At 63.2% G+C, this 16295-nt stretch carries 19 protein-coding genes and 1 pseudogene; 9 read left to right on the top strand and 11 right to left on the bottom strand.

Translation table 11 applies throughout. From position 1 onward, the window contains the following. Positions 1 to 569: 569 nt before the first annotated feature. On the top strand, positions 570 to 1031 hold the full coding sequence (locus tag E3T39_RS12930; protein WP_166784132.1) for an SRPBCC domain-containing protein: 462 nt from the start codon (positions 570 to 572) through the stop codon (positions 1029 to 1031). 259 nt (positions 1032 to 1290) lie between these two features. On the opposite strand, the pseudogene E3T39_RS16500 reads toward E3T39_RS12930, so the two are convergent. After that, positions 1291 to 1489 (bottom strand): annotated as a pseudogene (locus tag E3T39_RS16500) (IS3-like element ISAar46 family transposase); the annotation flags it as partial. Positions 1490 to 1855: 366 nt separating this feature from the next. On the opposite strand from E3T39_RS16500, the gene E3T39_RS12935 reads away from it, so the two are divergent. Continuing rightward, positions 1856 to 3280: a GntP family permease gene (locus tag E3T39_RS12935; RefSeq protein WP_134515983.1), complete on the top strand. Its 1425-nt coding sequence runs from the start codon at positions 1856 to 1858 to the stop codon at positions 3278 to 3280. Here the strand turns inward: E3T39_RS12935 and E3T39_RS12940 are convergent. After that, complete coding sequence (locus E3T39_RS12940; RefSeq protein WP_134515985.1) at positions 3264 to 4043, bottom strand: IclR family transcriptional regulator; 780 nt, start codon at positions 4041 to 4043, stop codon at positions 3264 to 3266. The two genes, E3T39_RS12935 and E3T39_RS12940, sit on opposite strands and share 17 nt — an antisense overlap. A 113-nt stretch (positions 4044 to 4156) precedes the next feature. On the opposite strand from E3T39_RS12940, the gene E3T39_RS12945 reads away from it, so the two are divergent. Beyond that, the gene (locus E3T39_RS12945; protein WP_134515987.1) at positions 4157 to 5206 is read left to right on the top strand and encodes a tartrate dehydrogenase; all 1050 of its coding nucleotides are present in this window, start codon (positions 4157 to 4159) and stop codon (positions 5204 to 5206) included. 701 nt (positions 5207 to 5907) lie between these two features. Continuing rightward, a complete protein-coding gene (locus tag E3T39_RS12950; protein WP_134515989.1) occupies positions 5908 to 6684 on the top strand; it encodes an isocitrate lyase/PEP mutase family protein in 777 nt (258 codons plus the stop codon). A gap of 210 nt (positions 6685 to 6894) precedes the next feature. On the opposite strand, the gene E3T39_RS12955 is transcribed toward E3T39_RS12950, so the two are convergent. Further along, a complete protein-coding gene (locus tag E3T39_RS12955) occupies positions 6895 to 7716 on the bottom strand; it encodes an endonuclease/exonuclease/phosphatase family protein (protein ID WP_241979701.1) in 822 nt (273 codons plus the stop codon). A 4-nt stretch (positions 7717 to 7720) separates the two neighbouring features. After that, entirely contained in the window at positions 7721 to 7921 is a 201-nt protein-coding gene (locus E3T39_RS16190; protein ID WP_166784129.1) for a hypothetical protein, read from the bottom strand. A gap of 200 nt (positions 7922 to 8121) precedes the next feature. On the opposite strand from E3T39_RS16190, the gene E3T39_RS12960 reads away from it, so the two are divergent. After that, the gene (locus E3T39_RS12960) at positions 8122 to 8685 is read left to right on the top strand and encodes a dihydrofolate reductase family protein (RefSeq protein WP_134515993.1); all 564 of its coding nucleotides are present in this window, start codon (positions 8122 to 8124) and stop codon (positions 8683 to 8685) included. A gap of 209 nt (positions 8686 to 8894) precedes the next feature. Beyond that, positions 8895 to 9629, top strand: coding sequence for a VOC family protein (locus E3T39_RS12965; protein ID WP_134515995.1), 735 nt, complete (start codon positions 8895 to 8897; stop codon positions 9627 to 9629). Positions 9630 to 9697: 68 nt separating this feature from the next. Here the strand turns inward: E3T39_RS12965 and E3T39_RS12970 are convergent, their stop codons facing one another. Then, positions 9698 to 10165, bottom strand: coding sequence for a VOC family protein (locus tag E3T39_RS12970; protein WP_134515997.1), 468 nt, complete (start codon positions 10163 to 10165; stop codon positions 9698 to 9700). Positions 10166 to 10433: 268 nt separating this feature from the next. On the opposite strand from E3T39_RS12970, the gene E3T39_RS12975 reads away from it, so the two are divergent. Beyond that, the gene (locus E3T39_RS12975; protein ID WP_198416136.1) at positions 10434 to 10916 is read left to right on the top strand and encodes a COG4705 family protein; all 483 of its coding nucleotides are present in this window, start codon (positions 10434 to 10436) and stop codon (positions 10914 to 10916) included. A 276-nt stretch (positions 10917 to 11192) separates the two neighbouring features. After that, positions 11193 to 11948, top strand: coding sequence for a ZIP family metal transporter (locus E3T39_RS12980; RefSeq protein WP_134515999.1), 756 nt, complete (start codon positions 11193 to 11195; stop codon positions 11946 to 11948). A 51-nt stretch (positions 11949 to 11999) separates the two neighbouring features. Here E3T39_RS12980 and yidC read toward each other — a convergent pair whose 3' ends face one another. Beyond that, positions 12000 to 12815: a membrane protein insertase YidC gene (gene yidC / locus E3T39_RS12985; protein ID WP_134516001.1), complete on the bottom strand. Its 816-nt coding sequence runs from the start codon at positions 12813 to 12815 to the stop codon at positions 12000 to 12002. A 187-nt stretch (positions 12816 to 13002) separates the two neighbouring features. Between yidC and E3T39_RS12990 the strand changes: the two genes are divergently transcribed. After that, positions 13003 to 13314, top strand: coding sequence for a thioredoxin family protein (locus tag E3T39_RS12990; RefSeq protein WP_134516003.1), 312 nt, complete (start codon positions 13003 to 13005; stop codon positions 13312 to 13314). Between the two features lie 222 nt (positions 13315 to 13536). Here the strand turns inward: E3T39_RS12990 and E3T39_RS12995 are convergent, their stop codons facing one another. The 5 genes from E3T39_RS12995 to E3T39_RS13015 form a co-directional block, all read right to left on the bottom strand. Further along, positions 13537 to 13905 carry a hypothetical protein gene (locus tag E3T39_RS12995; protein ID WP_134516005.1) on the bottom strand — a complete coding sequence of 123 codons (369 nt, stop codon included), beginning with the start codon at positions 13903 to 13905 and terminating at the stop codon, positions 13537 to 13539. A 127-nt stretch (positions 13906 to 14032) separates the two neighbouring features. Beyond that, positions 14033 to 14884, bottom strand: a complete 852-nt coding sequence (locus E3T39_RS13000) for a ComEA family DNA-binding protein (RefSeq protein WP_134516007.1) — start codon at positions 14882 to 14884, stop codon at positions 14033 to 14035. A 7-nt stretch (positions 14885 to 14891) separates the two neighbouring features. Then, positions 14892 to 15377, bottom strand: coding sequence for a hypothetical protein (locus E3T39_RS13005; RefSeq protein ID WP_134516009.1), 486 nt, complete (start codon positions 15375 to 15377; stop codon positions 14892 to 14894). After that, positions 15374 to 16081 carry a 4Fe-4S single cluster domain-containing protein gene (locus tag E3T39_RS13010; RefSeq protein WP_241979703.1) on the bottom strand — a complete coding sequence of 236 codons (708 nt, stop codon included), beginning with the start codon at positions 16079 to 16081 and terminating at the stop codon, positions 15374 to 15376. Before E3T39_RS13010 ends, E3T39_RS13005 begins: the two co-directional genes overlap by 4 nt. Beyond that, positions 16078 to 16290 carry a DUF2997 domain-containing protein gene (locus E3T39_RS13015; protein ID WP_134516013.1) on the bottom strand — a complete coding sequence of 71 codons (213 nt, stop codon included), beginning with the start codon at positions 16288 to 16290 and terminating at the stop codon, positions 16078 to 16080. Before E3T39_RS13015 ends, E3T39_RS13010 begins: the two co-directional genes overlap by 4 nt. Positions 16291 to 16295: the final 5 nt, after the last annotated feature.

A 16295-nucleotide genomic window follows, 5' to 3' on the forward strand; every position in this document is an offset into this window, starting at 1 on the left:
AGCGACCATGACCGGCCGGAATGGTCAAAAGACATCAAAAGACAGTGCCGCGCAGCGGCTCCGCTTAGGTCGGTCTGAGGGCGGCCACGCCGCCGTTCCATTGTGGCGGGAGAGGGCTGTGACTGCGCCGCTGCTTCCGTTGTGATGCCCGCCAGGGCTGTCTTCCGGGGTGGGCGGTGTGAGACGTGGACGTCGGCGGCTGACACCTAAGCGGACACCTAACGGTTCTCCAAAGGCAGCGAATTTGTCGCCGTAGGGCTGGTCGGCTGGGTGCGACGCAATCGCTGCTGCGCGAAGCCTTCGACCCAAACCGGGCCCTTCCGAATGCCCGTGCCGGACTGAGCGGAAACCACGCCAGGCGACTGCTTGAGCTCGTGAGGCCTCCATGTGCTCCGGGCTCCCTAGGACCGACCTCTGATGCGTTGCCCCTCGCGTTCACGGCACTCGCCCGGCCGTGAACAGACACGCAATCATGGGTAGGCTCGACGAGGCGCGTTTGCAGAACTTGTTGACGTTCCGCTCGGCGGGCAATGTCCCGTCGCGCTCGGCTTGAACGTGAAGGAAACACCGTGTCTGATCACGCAAGAATCAAGGGGCACACCGTGACCCGCACCGTGCACATCGAAGCCTCGCGTGCGCGCGTTTGGAAGGCCCTGACCGACCCCGAGGTGATGGTCAAGTGGTTTGGCGACGGTGTGGGGTTCACCGCGCTCGAGCCCGGTGCAACTGGCAGCATCCACTGGGATGACTACGGCAGCTTCCCGATCGAAATCACCGAGGTCGTACCCGACGGCTCGTTCGGCTTCCGTTGGTCGGGAATCCCCGCCGAACAGCTCGACGAGTACTCGACGCACGTGCGCTTCACCATCGCCGATGCTGGTTCCGGGACGGATGTCACCGTGATCGAATCGGGCTTCGATACACTGCCCGGCGGCACCCGCTACCGTCGCGAACGTCTTGAGCAAAACCGAGAGGGCTGGGACGTCGAACTCGACGAGCTCGCGATCCTATTCGCCGGTGTCACTGATTAGTTCACGATTACGGGGGAGTCACTCGACGAGTTGGCCACGTTGCTCGGCCGGTAGAGGACTATTTGGCGGAGCGCAGAGGATGTAGTTCCCCACCAATGAGGACTTCCTTGACTCAATAGCCGAGTTCGTCGGGCTACGAACCATACACGGGCCGAAGCGACTTCAGGAACGATTGAAAGCACTGAAGCACTGAAGCACTGAAGCACTGAAGCACTGATGCGCTGTTGCGCTGCGGGCCTTCCTGCACCATACGACCGCTACCCGCCAGCACACCTTCATCGCGGAGCTTGCGCCATTCGGTGATCTGCGAGAAGTAGATCCGCTGCTCCCGCAAGTACGCACCGCCTGCGCTGTTCTGGATGGCGGCCGCGTAGGCGGCCAGGTGATCAAGTTTCTGTGCCGGGGTAAACGACCTTTCTCCAGGTCGGACCGCCGGCTCGGAGTCCGGGACTACTCATTTGACTATCGTCGAGTACGGCGATCAGAGACGGGCTGGGCATGGTGGTGGTTTCCGGGTTCTCGCCCTACGTCATGCGGCGGACTTGCTGGTAGCTACCTTCCTCACCCAACCCTGACACGCAGGGGTGGACACCAATCGGGTCGCGCTCTCGGTGACGCTCGTCGATGGCGACGGTCTGCCTGGCGCGAAGATCGAGTTCGTCGCTGACGAAAACTCTCGGGCCCTGCGTTGATGGCGACTGCGCGGCGGTCGGTTTCACTTGGGTGAAACATTCGACGACAGGCGACTTTGACGGCATGGGGATAAAGCCATAATATGAGTTTGCAACTCACATACTGAGTTCTCAACGATGAGGAGAAGCGCTATGGACGACTGGGTAGTAATCGCGGTGACCGCTGGGGTGATCGTCGCAATGGTCGTGTTGATCGTCAAAGTGCACCTGAACCCGGCCGTGGCGCTGGTCATCGGGGCCGGCGCCATTGCTCTGGTCGCCAGCGGAGACGTAACGCAAACGGCGAGCATCGTCACCGTTGGATTCGGCGAGATCATGGCCGAGATCGGCCTGCTCATCGCCTGGGGCGTGCTGATCGGCGCCATTTTGAGCGAGGCAGGAGCCATCCAGCGTCTGGTAGACGGGCTCCTGCGCATCTTCGGCGCCCGTCGGGTGCCCTACGCGTTTGCGACAACTCTCGCCGTGGCCCTGCCGTCAATTTATATCGACGTTCTGCTCGTCATGAGCGCACCCTTGGGGCGACGGATGGCGGCACGACTCGGTCGCACGGGTACCGCCCGAGTCGCTACCGCCATCGCCGTGGGACTCGAATGCGGCCTCGTCATGATCGTGCCAGGCGTGGGCGCCCTCGCCTTGGCGGGCCTTCTCGGCGTGCCGTTGGGCATGATGCTGCTCGTTGGCGTGGTGGTCACCGTGCCGACAATCCTGCTCACACTCCTCGTGATGTATTTCGCCTTCGACCGCGGCTTCTGGAATCCCGAGCGCGATGAATCCGTAACCATCATCGACACGGAGGCTGACGAAGACGCCGACGATGAGTATCCCAACCGGCCGGCGACGGGCTATACCTCGGCCATCGCCACGGTTGGCGCCCCGCCCCGCGCGCGAACCCGTATGCAGCAGTCGACACGTGAGCCCGCTTTGGCGCTGCTCTTCGCGCCCATGATCGTGTCGCTGCTGTTCGTTGCCACCGGCGCGATTGTGCAGGCGACGGATGCTGACCTCGGCCCGATCAGCATCGTCTTCGAGCCGGTCTTCGCCCTGCTGGTCGGGCTACTCGGCACGAGCCTCGTTGCGCGGCTCACCATTGGTGCCGAAAGAGTCAACAAGGCCGTCTCCCGCGGGTTTCGGGAGTCGGGCCAGATTCTCATTCTCACCGGTGCGGGCGGTGCCCTGGCAGCGGCCGTCGCGTCAACGGGCATCGGCGAGATCTTGGGGTCGCTGTTCACCACCACGACCGTCGCTCCGCTGCTGCTCGTCTGGGTCGTCGCCGCCGTGCTTCATATGGCCATCGGATCGGTGTCGATATCAGCCATCACCGCCGCGGGCCTGCTCGCCTCGGTCATGAGCGAGATTGACGTTGCCCCGGTGCTCGTGGCCCTCGCCGCCGCCGCCGGATCGCTCTTCGTCGTTCACGTCACCTCGAACACGTTCTGGTTGCTTCAGAGCTCGCTCAACCAGTCCACGCGTGGCACCTTCAAAACCTGCACCCTCGCTGTATCCGTTGCCTCCGTGATCGCACTCGGCCTCACGATGCTGCTCAGTCTGGTGCTGTGACCGCCGCACCGAGGGCTCGGCTCAGATGGGCGCCGGCCGCGACCACCGACGGAGTGAGGTGGGTGACGACATCCGGTGTCATGCGCGAACTCGGACCGAGCAGGCTCAGGGCTCCGAACAGCGAGCCGCCGTGTTGGAACACCGGTGCGGCGACACTGCTCACCGACGACGTGCGTTCGCCGACGGTGTACGCAAAGCCGCGCTCGCGCACGGTGACGAGGGATCGGCGCAACTCGTCGACATCGACAATCGTCTCTTGCGTCAAGGCGGGCAGCGGATGCTCGAACACCCGGGTCGCGAGCTCGTCGTTCCACGCCAGCAGCACCCGGCCGGAAGACCCGACGTTCACCGGCGTCACCTCGCCGAGGGCGATCACGCGTCGCACGCTGTGCCGACTCTCCGCCATCGCAACGCACACGCGTAGCTCTCGCGTGGCGATGAACAGGCACGCGGTTTCACCGGTTTCATCTCTCAGGGCGGCGAGCACGGGCTGCGCCAACTCGCCCACGTCGAGACCGTGGAAAGCGGATCCCGCCCAGGTCGCCACGCGCAGACCGATGCGAAATTGGTCGCCGTGGCGGTCGAGAAACCCGCTCTGCACGAGATTGGCGACCAGGCGTTGCACCGTCGACGCCGGCAGCCCTGTCGCGGTGCGCAGATCGGCCAGCGACCGCTCCGGAGTCGAGAACGTGAACGCGTCGAGGATGGTGCTGATTTTCGCCAGCACGAGCAACGGACTGTTCGACGCTACTTTGCCTGCCATTCCGCGAGTTTATCGGTATCCCCAACCCCCCACTAAAGGAGAACTCATGTTCGATGCACGACACGACAGGATTGCGCCCCTCGCCGATAACGGCACCGTAGGGGAGGTCACCCATGTCTGAGTATTCGCTCGCGCTCATTCCTGGTGACGGCATCGGAGTCGACGTCGTAGCGGCCGCTCTCGTGCCGCTCGAGGCGGTGGCTGACAAGCACGGTTTCTCGGTGCGTCACACGAGCTTCGACTGGTCGTGCGCTCGCTACCTCGAGACCGGAGCGATGATGCCCGATGACGGCCTCGAGCAGCTGAGCTCGCACGATGCGGTACTGCTGGGGGCGGTGGGGTGGCCGGCGCAGGTGCCGGACTCGGTGTCGTTGCATGGGCTGCTGCTACCCATCCGCAAGGGATTCGATCAGTACGTGAACATGCGCCCGCACCTGCTGCTTCCCGGCATCACCGGGCCCTTGCGCAAATCCGAATTCGACATTCTGGTGATTCGTGAAAACACCGAGGGTGAATACTCCGGTGCGGGCGGACGCGTGCACCAGGGCACCCAGAACGAGGTAGCGGTTGAGACGGCCATCTTTACGCGGGCCGCGGTCGAGCGCATCCTTCGCTACGGGTTCGAGCAGGCTCGCTCGCGCTCGGGTCGGCTCGCGTCGGTCACAAAATCGAACGCACAGAAGCACACGATGGTGTTCTGGGACGACGTGACCGACGAACTCGCCGCCGAGTACCCCGACGTGACCGTCACGCGGTACCACATCGATGCCATCGCGGCTCGATTCGTGACCCACCCGGAGACCCTGGACGTTGTCGTCGCGTCCAACCTGTTTGGCGACATTCTCTCCGATATCGGGGCGGCCATTCAGGGCGGACTCGGGTTCGCCGCTTCGGCCAACATCAACCCTGACGGCGGTTTTCCATCGATGTTCGAACCTGTGCACGGATCGGCGCCCGACATCGCGGGCCAAGGCATCGCCAACCCCATCGCCACTATCTGGAGCGTCTCGCAGATGCTTCAACACTTGGGGGAGCAGGCCGCCGCAGCCGACCTGCTGCGCGCGCTCGGTACCGTCACGGCCACGCCCGCGCGGCTCACCCCCGACTGCGGCGGCACCGGAACCACTGACACTGTCGCCGCCCAGGTCGCCGCCGCCCTCTGACCTGCGCAGCCGCCGGATCGAGCTTGTCGAAATTTCAACCAGCGAGGGGCGTAACTCCTGCTCCATGCAGGAGTTACGCGGGCGAGCGACCGCTTGAGGCAGCGGATGACCTCTCGCTTGCTTCTCCTTACTCGGTGCGGTTCTGTAGCTAATTCTGGGTGGTTTCATCCCACCGAAGTCGCGTCAGCAGGATTCGATACTGGGCCGCATTGGGTTGACGGTTCCCACCGCGATTGAGGCGCCGCTTGGTCGTTTCTCTGACGAGAACTCAACCCAGCTGACGCCGCAGAGCGCTGCCAAGTAGGCTTCGTTCTTCATTCTGCATTCTTTCGGGATTGTCGCCGACGGCGATGAGCAGCGCTGCGGCGCTGTCGTAGCCGACGCCCTGGCTAAGGACCGGACGGCGGTGACTGTCCGGGCCGCGGATTCAGCGTCAATGGCCAGCGCCCAGCGTTCCGTGCCAATGGCTTCTGACCGCGCTGAAAGCGCTAGGGATCGGCGCGAGGCCTTTAGCGGATGCGGATCGGTCGACCCGCACGAGTGCACGCCTGACCGACGGCTCGAGATTCCCGGTCGGCCATCTCAAAAAGACTAGATCCGGATTATCCGTCTGGTCAGGCGTGCTGGCCCGTGCGCCCGCAGGGCACGCAGGTAGGCTGCATCGAATCCAACTACTTACTGTGCGGGGTAAAGGAATGAAAATGCCGACTTTTCGGGAGCTCCACTACTCTGATAAACCGTTTCTGCTGCCCAATGCCTGGGACATCGGCTCAGCCCTGGCGTTTGCGGCCGCAGGATTCCGCGCTGTTGGAACCACCAGCTTTGGCATTGCGGCCAGCGCGGGCGTTCCCGATGGCAGTCGGTCCAGCAGTGCGGTAACCGCCGCACTGGCGGCGCAACTCTGTCGACTGCCTGTCCACGTCACAGCGGATATCGAGGACGGATACTCCGATGACCACGCCGAGGTTGCTGATTTTGTGGCCAAGCTGGCTTCTCTCGGCGTGGTCGGAGTCAACATTGAGGACAGCACTGCCGGGCACTTGGTAGACGTGACGTCGTTTGCGGCCAAGGTGACCGCAGTCAAGCGCGGCACTCCGGGCATGTTCGTCAATGCCCGGGTGGACAATTTTTGGTGTGATGACGGGGCCACGGTGGAGGCCGTCTCGCTCCGAGCGCGCGCGTACGCCGACGCCGGCGCCGACGGAATCTTCGTCCCCGGCGTTTCCAGCCGGGAGGACATCCGGAGCATCACCAGGGCGGTTGACCTCCCGGTGAACGTGCTGGCACATCCTTCACTAACTGTGGCCGAGCTGGGGCAGCTAGGGGTCAGGCGCGTGAGTTCCGGCTCCTTGCCGTACCGCGCAGCCTTGGATGCCGCCGTGAGCATCGCCACTGATTTGCGCGACAACCGACAGCCGCCAGCAGCGACTCCCTACTGGGAGTTGCAGTCTCGCCTGGTTGCTTTCAGCCAGGCATAGAGCGTCACTCGGTGACCCACGGATGCCCGACCCGAGGAATGGCGACCCAGCCAGTTCGACCGTCGCTGACAGCGGCGCGCCGTCATTCACCGTGATTGCCGACCAGAACGGCAACACGGGCGTCCTTTGTGTCACCGAGTCCCGTGCGACGAAGCCTGCTTCGTGACCATCCTGAATCGATCCTGAGCCAACCCCGGAGGTGGCGCCGACTCACCCGCTGATGGTGAGCACGGCCTGAACAGGCGTGTGGTCCGAAGGCCATTTGCCATCGAAGCGCGTCACATTTATGGCAGTGCGCCGCACGGTGATCGTGGGCGATACGAGGATCCAGTCGATGCGTTTGCGGTCAAGACGCGGATCGTGATAGTTCGGAAACGTGCCCCAGGCTTTGGTGACATGAAGTTTTGCCGTGTCCCAGGTGTTGATGATTGCGCCCGATGCCATCAGTTTCGCGTGGGGGAGGGAGTCAACATCGGTGTTGAAGTCCCCCGTGACTATTGTCGGCAGGGAGGAGGTCGCGATGAGGAGGAGTATCTGGTCGGCGGAGGCGGTCCTCGATTTCCTCGAGAAGTGGTCAAAATGTGTATTGAGCACACGGAACTCAATTCCCGTCTCGCGGTCGCGGAACGTGGCGTCGACGGCTACTCGCGGCGTTCGATTCCCCCACGAGGTCGATCCGGGTATTGACGGAGTGCTCGAGAGCGCTGTCTGCGCCCAATCAAGAAGCTGGACCCGGGCAGCATCGAAGATGATCGGACAGCCTTCACCGCGCCTGTTCGCGTTGCGACCGAAGCCGACGGAGCGGTAGTTTTCTCCGATCGCGTGCCGCAGGAATCCGGCTTGGTCAGGGAGCGCCTCTTGAATGCCGATGATGGTGGGGCGTTCGGCGTGGAGCATCCGTTTGATGAGCGGGCTGCGGCGTTCCCACCGGTCGGGGCTGCGCTGCAACGGGCGCGTCATTCGCCGCCGAATGTTGAATGACATCACGTGCAGGTCCGGCGCTGCGACCGGACCGATGAGTGCAGTGTCCATCGTGTTAGTGACGGCTAACGCCATCGCCGAGGTGGCGGTAGATTGTGCCGCGGGCGAGCGTGTCATCGAGCGCGGGACTCTTTACCCCCACTTTAGAAGCGCGCTCGACGACCACGCTAATGCGGCCGTCAACCGCTAGAGCATCCGTTTGCCCCTTGGGGTTTTCTTCCCGGCTTGGGACGCGCGCGTATTCGATGAAACCCATATCGATAATGTAACAAGGTGCCCCCCTGCCCAAACACCCGCCGTGACTTCGTCGATGCATGCGTCGTCCTCAAGACGGTTCACCTCAACGCACCGGGCCTGCCACTGCTGCAAAGTTGGGCGGTAGGGGGACCCTGCAAATCGCGTTGCGTTCTGCGTCGTCCGGCGTATCGTCGAACGCATTACCGAGGAGGATTTCTGATGCGCAAAGTGACCTGCTCCATGAGCGTTTCACTGGACGGCTACATTGTCGGGCCGGACGGCAACTTCGATTGGACGGCGCCCGACCAGGAGGTCTTTCGTTTCTGGATCGACGATATTCGACAGGTCGGCGTCCACTTGCTGGGACGAAGGCTATACGAGACGATGCTGTACTGGGAGTCGGCCGACCAGGAAGCATCACTCGACGCTGCCGACCGTGAGTGGAATGCGCTCTGGAAGCCGCTCCCCAAAGTGGTGTTCTCTACCACGTTGTCCGCAGTCCAGGGCAATGCCCGCCTGGCCTCCGGCGACCTCGCGGAAGAGATCGAGCGATTACGGGCCGAGCCGGGGGAGGGCGACATCGCAATTGGCGGCGCGACTCTCGCTGCCGAGGCCGCTGCTCTAGGACTGATCGATGAGTATCAGGCCATGGTCCATCCGGTGCTGGTGGGCGGCGGCATTCCGTTCTTCCCCCGCGGCGAGCGCCGCGTGAACCTCGAACTCGTCGACAGCCGCACCTTCCCTTCGGGAGTCGTATACCTCCGGCACCGCGTGGCACGCTAGCCGGACGGCGGTCCAGATCAGGCCACGCTGAGAGAGCACCGATGGGTCATTACGAAGGCCCCCCGAGTAAAGTTCTCAACCGACGAAGACGCAGGTCGAGCCGAGTCCGGCCTCGGTATTCCGGGCGCTTCGGAAAAGATCGAGCGAGCGAGGTGGAGTTTCGGAAGGCATCTGGTGTCAGATGCCTCCCGCGAATAGGCTTGGTCGCCATGGCGCTCCGACTCGTTCAGGTGAATTTCAAGGCTCGGGATGACTCGGCGCTCGGCCGCTTCTGGGCGGAGGCACTCGGCTGGGGCGTGTCCAGTGAGGGCCCCGGCGTGACCAACGTTGAACCCCGGGGAATGATCCTGCCGGACCCGGCGGCCGTCGGCGTCGATGTCGTCACCATCCCAGACCCCGCAACGGTGATGTACCGCGCACACCTCGATCTCGCCAGCACCTCCGCGGCCCATCAGACGGAACTCGTCGGGCGACTCAAGGAGCTGGGCGCAACCTCCGCTGATATTGGCCAGGGCGACGTGCCGTGGACAGTTCTGGCCGATCCCGAGGGCAACGTGTTCTGCGTTCTGGAGCCCCGGTCGATCTACCAGCACACCGGACCGATCGCCGCGGTGGTCGTCAGCTGTACGGATCCGCGGGCGATGGCCAAATTCTGGAACGCAGCTTTGGATTGGACCCTGCACGAGGTGACCGACGATCTGGCACGGCTGCGATCGGCCACGGGTGTGGGGCCGTATTTGGAGTTCGTTCGCGTACCCGAGGTCACTGCGTGGACCCGCGTCCACCTCGACCTGCGGCCTTATCTTCGTGACGACCAGGCGGCGGAAGTTGCTCGGTTGCGAACTCTTGGGGCAGTTGACGCTGATATTGACCAGGGCGACGTTCCGTGGGTGGTGCTCACCGACCCGGAGGGGAATGAGTTCTGCGTCCTCACGCCGGCCTGACCCTACCCAGTGCGTATCTTCTTACCTCGCGGGGCATTCTGAAATGATGCGGTCGTGGAGCGAAGTGCTCAGGCGTTCTCGAGTTCCGCGATCACAATCTTCTTCTGGCCCATCATCACGCCGATCTGCCGAGGTCGGCGCGTCAGATCGGCCATGTTCTCGGGGATAATCTGCCAGCTGACGCCAAATCGGTCTTTGCACCAACCGCACTGTTCAGACGCGGGTACGTGCGAGAGCTTCGACCAGTACGAGTCGATTTCATCTTGGTTCTTGCACGACACAACGAACGAGATCGCCTCGTTGAAGGTGAAAAGCGGCCCGCCGTCGAGACAAACAAAGTCCACTCCGTTGAGCGTGAATGAACCGTTCAATACTTTGGCGGACATTCCGACAAAGTGTTCGTCGAGAGCCGCATCGGGGTAGTCGACGATGGAATTGATGCGGGAGTTTGGGAACAAATCGACGTAGTACGTCATCGCCTCGCGCGCGCTGCCATCGAACCATAGGCATGGTCGGATGGGTAGAAGTTCGGTCATCGATACCTCCGTGTTAGACCTTTTCCGTCACACCCTAGTTCGACCCCCGCATTTTTCCAAGGGAGTTCGGCCCGATCCTGTGGTGGGGATTCCACCCTCGTCTTTGGCATATAAGAATCCGCTAAGACGGAAAAGAGCCCGGCGGGAACGATTCTTAGAAGGTCCTGTGACGTCACGCCTGACTCTAGAAGGATGAGCCTACATCGCCGGTTCGCCCGGACCGCTATTTCGGTCGTGCTCATCAGCGTTGTAGGTACTCTGATCACCGATGCTGTGGGTGACAACGGTCGTCTTCGCTGTCGCGCTGGCCGCGACCTTCACGGTCTGGGCCATTTCAGAGAAGACACCCTCCATCCACTCCATTTTCACGATCCGGCGAGAGTCGTTCTATTGGCTGGCCGTCTTGTTCACGTTCGCCCTGGGCGCCGCGGCCGGCGACCTCGTGGCTGAGGGACTCAATCTGGGCTTCCTCGTGGCGCTGCTCGTCTTCGCTGCCGCCATCGCGTTGGTTGCCGTGGCGTACTTCGTCTTTAATCTCAATGCTGTGCTCGCCTTCTGGATCGCGTACATCCTGACCCGCCCGTTGGGCGCATCCACCGGCGATCTCCTCTCGCAGCCCCTCGCCGGCGGCGGGCTCGGGCTCGGAACCACGGGAACCAGCGTGCTCTTTCTGTCGGTGATCCTCGTCCTGGTGATCGTGCTCACCCGCCGCGCACGCGGCACAGATGCACGTCTGACGGCCACGGTCTAATCACCGCGTGCAGCAGCGGATGCCTGACGCGAACGCAGGGTTTTTGGATCGGTTCAGGCCGTCGGCTGTCACGATCGCCCGATTCGTGCCGGTCGTGCGTCGTGCTCTCCGTCGTGCCCGTTGAAATCAGGGTCGTCGTCACACGTCGCCAGAGTTCTCGCGTGTGACCATCGGCAGGCTCATCCGCCTCGGCGACCCTATGATTGGCGCAAGAGGAGCCATGCGGTGAGTTCGAGAAGTTGACACAGTAACTGAATTCTGGGAAAGGTGACGACCATGCCGGTGTGGTTGCAGGCTCTCTTTTGGGGAACGCTTGCGGGTGGAGCGCTGGTTCTTGGCTCTGCCTTGTCGTGGTGGTGGAACATCCCCTCCAAGGTTGTTTCGCTGATCATGTCGTTTGGCGCCGGAGTATTGATTTCCGCTCTGGCTTTTGATCTGGTTGATGAAGCGGCCCGTGCCGGGGGCCTGTGGCCGACAGCGGCAGGTTTTCTGGCGGGTGCGTTGGTCTACGTGGGAGCCAACGCGCTTCTCGCGCGGCGAGGAGCTAAACATCGGAAGCGGTCCGGGGGCAAGCAGCCATCGGAAAAGGAGAGTCCGGGTAGCGGGACTGCCATTGCAGTTGGAGCGCTGCTCGACGGTATACCCGAATCCGTCGTTCTTGGGCTCGGACTCGTCGCCGGTGGTGCGGTCAGCCCTGCCGTGCTGGCAGCGGTATTCATCTCGAACGTGCCGGAAGGACTTTCCAGCACTGCTGGCATGAAGAAGGCCGGCCGGAGCGCGGGTTACGTCTTCGGTGTCTGGGGAGGGATTGCCATCATCTCGGGAATCGCTTCTCTGATCGGATATCTCAGTTTACAAAGCGCTTCGGTCGAACTCGTCGCATTCATTACCGCAACGGCTGCCGGCGCCATTCTGGCTATGCTCGCCGACACGATGATCCCCGAGGCCTTCGAAGAACACCACACGCTCACTGGCCTCATTGCCGCTGTGGGGTTTCTCACCGCGTTCACGATCAATCAGGCAGGGAATTAAGCCCGCGCTTGGCTAGTTACTCCGTCACCGGGTAGCGCGGCAGAAGGGTGACTACGTAGGAGGTCCTGCGCCTGCCGGTGGCAGGCTCCGCAGGACGATGACCTGCTGCACCAAGGTCCAAAGGTTAGAGGTGAGCAAGTAGAACAAGACGCCGAGGGGCAAGGCCACTCCGGAGACGACGAAGATGACGGGCAGCAGATACGTCAAGATCCGCTGCTGGCGGAACAGCGGAGACGCTCTATTCTCCGGCGAAATGTACTTTTGCATGACGAGCTGTGACGCCGTCATGAGTGCGACCATTGCCGCGGCAATCCACAAAACGGATGGCTCGAATGGCACGCCAGCCGTCATCAATGACCATTGCGCGGCGAACGAGTCGTGCAGGGCAGCGGCGCCGAAGAGCTGTGCGCTGCCGAACTGCATGGCGAGGGGCTCATTGAGCAGGCCGATGCCGACCTTCCCCTGCTGGGCGTCGTAGAGCACGGAGAATAGTGCGAGGAAGATTGGTGCTTGAAGCATGAGCGGGAGATAGACAGTCAGCGGGTTCGTTCCGGTAGCTGCGTAAAGGGCCATAATCTCGCGAGACATGGCCTCGCGAGAGAGGGGGTCAGTCTTGCCCTTGTACCGATCTTGGATCGCTTTCAGCTGCGGCGCAATTCGCAGCATCCGCTGCCGGCCCCTTATCTGCCTCGCGACGAGAGGAATGAGAGCGGCGCGCACCACGAGTACGAGGCCGATGATCGAGATTACCCACGTGATACCGGCGGCCGGTTCGAGGCCAAAATATGAAAATAGCCAGTGCCAACCGACCAGTAGCAGCTCCACGATCCATTTCACGGGCCAGAGGATCGTGCCGATGACATCCATTTTGGAATCCAATCCCTTCGTGCGACGTCGTGACCAATGTAGCGGGACTTTCCCCGAAGCGGGCATCCATCGGTCGCCGCGGTGGCCTCCGCGAGGATGATGAGTTCAGCCGCTTACGGCGCGCGGTGACAGAATTGGGTGAAGGGTCGACGCAAATTTCGGTGGCCCTGCGCAGAGAAGGAAACCCATGGCGACAATCGAGCTGCTCCACATTGCCGGCTGCCCGAACTCCGAGCTGACCCTCGATCGCCTGCAGCGCGCTGTTGACAACGCGATGCCCTCGAACGCACAGATCAAATACACCCTGATCGATTCTGCCGAGACGGCCGCACAGGTCATGTTCGCTGGATCGCCGACGATCCTCGTCGACGGTGTTGATCTCTTCCCGACGGATGGCCGAACCACCGATCTCGCCTGCCGCATCTATCTCACGCCGAACGGCCTGGCCGGAGCTCCAACGCAGCAACAAATCGAAACAGCGCTCGCGGCGCATGGATAACGCTTCAGACCTCACCTGCTCGTGTTGCGGTCGCGTCTACCCCCGCCGCCGGCTGCATGCCCTGAGTGACACGGTCTTTATCTGCCGTCGATGTGGGCTGTGGGTTGCGCTCCGGCTCCGGGCCGATTCACTTGGGCACGATCAGCAGTGACCGAGCTGCAAGAACCGCGGTGTCCACTCCGCCCGATTATCGGGCCGCGCGCCGCACCCGCTTGACGAGTATTAGAAGGTTGACAGTATCTCGATAGCCAAAACGCTGGCAATGATCGCGAAGAACGCTGCGATGCAGGTCAGCACGATTTGTGTGACCTTCAGGCCGTGCGAACGTGAGGGCAGAACGAGCAGATAGGCGAGAAGCGTGAGGAAAGTCCCGACGGCAGTGAGCGGGAAAAGCCACACCATCCAAACGACGAAAGCCTGGTACGGAGCGGCCGGGCGGGTGCCCGAACTGCTGTCAGCCACGTTGAACGCGTCGGCACCCGCGAAAGCGGCGATAGTCATCACCGCGACGAGCGCAACGGCCGGAACCGCGTGCACCCAATACCGGGATCGACGGGAAGGAAAGACGACTGGCGGATGCGGGTAGGTCATGATTCCTCAGGATAGTGACACAACCAATGGCTCTGAGGACGACCGGATTACTTCGCGGACGAGTTCATCTTTTTCACGCCGCGTGTTGCTGGAGGCTGAATGGCCTTCCGCAAGATGGTTCTCGAGTTCAGAAATCGACTCTGCGGCCAAAGCTGCGTCTGGCTCGGGGGCGGGGCGAGCAAAAGGCCTCGCTGCCCAACCGCATCAGCTCGTGCGGCTGGAGCCCGGCCATGGCGGCGAAGGCGGCGAGGGAGGCGAATCCGCCTCGCTTAGTACGTTCGGCAATGGCCGCCTTGGCCAGTGCGCGATCCATGCCGGTGAGCCGGGCGAGCGTGCGCTGGTTCGCCGTGTTCACGTCGACGAGCTCGGCCTGCGTGAGCGGTGTGGCACCGTTCACGGCGCCGGCGTTCGCCGCCGCTTCGTTTTCCGTGCGGCGCTGAGCTCGCGTGGTCCGGCGTCGCGACGGCGAGGCAGCGGCAGCAGGAGCGGAATCGTCGACGTAGTCGGACCGTAATGAGCCGCCGCTGCCGCCGACGAGCCGCTCCGCTTCCTGCGGCAACGCCGCTGCGCGTTGCGTCGACCGGGATGGCGCGTTCCTGCGAGCTTTCCCGCGGCGCGCGTTGCCGAAGATTGTCAGTCCATTTTCCTTCCGCCCCCAGAGAAGCAGAAGCCAACCCTGGTTGATGATCAGGCCGTGCACCAGGGCCACCAGATACAGTGATCCCTGAGCGATTTGCCCGGCGGGGTCCTCTGGGAGCGCCACGGCGACCGCGGCCACCGCATAGACTCCGGCGACGACTCCCCATGACCGGCGACGGGCAACGACGGCGACAATTCCGAAAGCCGACCAGGACAGTGCGCCACCGCCAATTACGAGGAGCAGCATCCACGCGCTCGCGCCGAGACGCCAGCGGAGTGACGGTCCCAGCGCGGTCGCCGATTTCGGCGCGCTGCGCGTTCGACTGGAGACATTCGTCATCGGTTCGCTAGGCCTCCGCGCGCACGTTGAGCACCATCGTCACTGTGTCGTCCGCCTCCCGGGTCTCCGAGACGAGCTCGAACCCCGAGCCTTTCGCGCGAGCACGAATCTTCTCGGCGACGGCCTGCTGCACCAGCGCGGCATATTCGGTGTCGAGTTGCTGCAAAAGTTCGGTGGCACTGACAACGGTGACGTCCCGGCCTTCCACGTGTGCCTCCCAAACCGTGTCGTCGGTGAGGGTCATGGTCAACGTGATGCCGTCGACCTCGGCGGTGACGCGGGAGCCCGCGACATCGATGGCGCTGGCGCCGAGGTTGCCGAGGGCGTCGGCGAGTAGCGTGCTGTCCTTCATTCGGGTGCGCACCCGGATCGCGGGCCGAGATTCATCGCCGTCCTTTCCTTTCGCCGTCACGGCCGCCCCGAGAACGCCGACGCCGCTGGCTGCAGCGGCCACGGCCAGGGCGATGGGGAGAAGGATTAAGGTGACACTCATGGGAGTCTCGCTTTCGTTCCGGGCCGGTCCTGTCGGGGACCGAGGTCGTGCAGAAGTTCGTCGAGGGCCGCGTCGTTGGCCCAGCCGTTCACGTCGACCCGGCCGTCGGGGTGGATGCGAACTTCGAGCCGGTCCAGCCCGCCTTCGCGTTCGATTTGGGCGACCTCGGCGGCGTAGACGGGCGTGAGTGCGCGGATGCCCTGGTTGGTCGACCCGAGCCACGGCCGCCCGGCATCGGGCTGGTCGCGCAGGTACGGACCGTCGATGAGGAGGTCGGTGGCTCCCAGCAGTTGGGCGATGTCCGGGCGGTTCTTCGCCCATTGGGTGAGCAGATGCAGGGGGTAGCCGGAGAAGGTCATTACGGTCAATCCGGAAGCGCGAAAGGCTTGGGCGATCGACCCGAGCGCGGCAGCCTGGTCGAAGGGTTCACCGCCGAGCAGGGTGATGCCCCGGGCGCCGGCATTGAGGGCATCCGTTACCAGGCGATCGGCGAGCCGCGCCGTATTTTCGACCCGCCCGCCGATCTCTGCCCAAAGCTGTGGGTTGAAGCAGCCGGGGCAATGCACGCTGCAGCCCTGCACCCACAGCGCTGAGCGCAGCCCCGGCCCCTCGGCGATCGTTGCGGCCAGAAACCTCGACCAGCGCAGGTCGGTACCCGGCCTCGCGACCGGTTCGTGAGTACCCAGCGTTGCGAGTGGGGTCACCGGATGCCGTCCCAATTCTGCGCCGTTGACTCCTGCGTCGCCGCTACCTGGCCATAGGCATCCGTGAATGACGACGTAGTCGTCTCCGCGTCGAGCATGTTCTCGAGAATGGCGATGTAGTCGAGGCACTCGTTGCCGTAGAGACCGACGGTCTCGGCGTGCACGGTACCGTCGGGCCGCACCTGCACGATGAGCTGTTTGTCTGTCATGGGGT

This window comes from Cryobacterium suzukii (genome assembly GCF_004403185.1).
In the GTDB taxonomy this organism is placed as follows: Bacteria; Actinomycetota; Actinomycetes; order Actinomycetales; family Microbacteriaceae; genus Cryobacterium; species Cryobacterium suzukii.

What these genes read in the sequence shown, in the direction of transcription:
- E3T39_RS12935 (WP_134515983.1), top strand. Translation starts at nt 1,856, where the DNA reads ATGGACGACTGGGTAGTAATCGCGGTGACCGCTGGGGTGATCGTCGCA.
- E3T39_RS12940 (WP_134515985.1), bottom strand. Translation starts at nt 4,043, where the DNA reads ATGGCAGGCAAAGTAGCGTCGAACAGTCCGTTGCTCGTGCTGGCGAAA.
- E3T39_RS12945 (WP_134515987.1), top strand. Translation starts at nt 4,157, where the DNA reads ATGTCTGAGTATTCGCTCGCGCTCATTCCTGGTGACGGCATCGGAGTC.
- E3T39_RS12950 (WP_134515989.1), top strand. Translation starts at nt 5,908, where the DNA reads ATGCCGACTTTTCGGGAGCTCCACTACTCTGATAAACCGTTTCTGCTG.
- E3T39_RS12955 (WP_241979701.1), bottom strand. Translation starts at nt 7,716, where the DNA reads ATGGACACTGCACTCATCGGTCCGGTCGCAGCGCCGGACCTGCACGTG.
- E3T39_RS16190 (WP_166784129.1), bottom strand. Translation starts at nt 7,921, where the DNA reads ATGGGTTTCATCGAATACGCGCGCGTCCCAAGCCGGGAAGAAAACCCC.
- E3T39_RS12960 (WP_134515993.1), top strand. Translation starts at nt 8,122, where the DNA reads ATGCGCAAAGTGACCTGCTCCATGAGCGTTTCACTGGACGGCTACATT.
- E3T39_RS12965 (WP_134515995.1), top strand. Translation starts at nt 8,895, where the DNA reads ATGGCGCTCCGACTCGTTCAGGTGAATTTCAAGGCTCGGGATGACTCG.
- E3T39_RS12970 (WP_134515997.1), bottom strand. Translation starts at nt 10,165, where the DNA reads ATGACCGAACTTCTACCCATCCGACCATGCCTATGGTTCGATGGCAGC.
- E3T39_RS12975 (WP_198416136.1), top strand. Translation starts at nt 10,434, where the DNA reads ATGCTGTGGGTGACAACGGTCGTCTTCGCTGTCGCGCTGGCCGCGACC.
- E3T39_RS12980 (WP_134515999.1), top strand. Translation starts at nt 11,193, where the DNA reads ATGCCGGTGTGGTTGCAGGCTCTCTTTTGGGGAACGCTTGCGGGTGGA.
- yidC (WP_134516001.1), bottom strand. Translation starts at nt 12,815, where the DNA reads ATGGATGTCATCGGCACGATCCTCTGGCCCGTGAAATGGATCGTGGAG.
- E3T39_RS12990 (WP_134516003.1), top strand. Translation starts at nt 13,003, where the DNA reads ATGGCGACAATCGAGCTGCTCCACATTGCCGGCTGCCCGAACTCCGAG.
- E3T39_RS12995 (WP_134516005.1), bottom strand. Translation starts at nt 13,905, where the DNA reads ATGACCTACCCGCATCCGCCAGTCGTCTTTCCTTCCCGTCGATCCCGG.
- E3T39_RS13000 (WP_134516007.1), bottom strand. Translation starts at nt 14,884, where the DNA reads ATGACGAATGTCTCCAGTCGAACGCGCAGCGCGCCGAAATCGGCGACC.
- E3T39_RS13005 (WP_134516009.1), bottom strand. Translation starts at nt 15,377, where the DNA reads ATGAGTGTCACCTTAATCCTTCTCCCCATCGCCCTGGCCGTGGCCGCT.
- E3T39_RS13015 (WP_134516013.1), bottom strand. Translation starts at nt 16,290, where the DNA reads ATGACAGACAAACAGCTCATCGTGCAGGTGCGGCCCGACGGTACCGTG.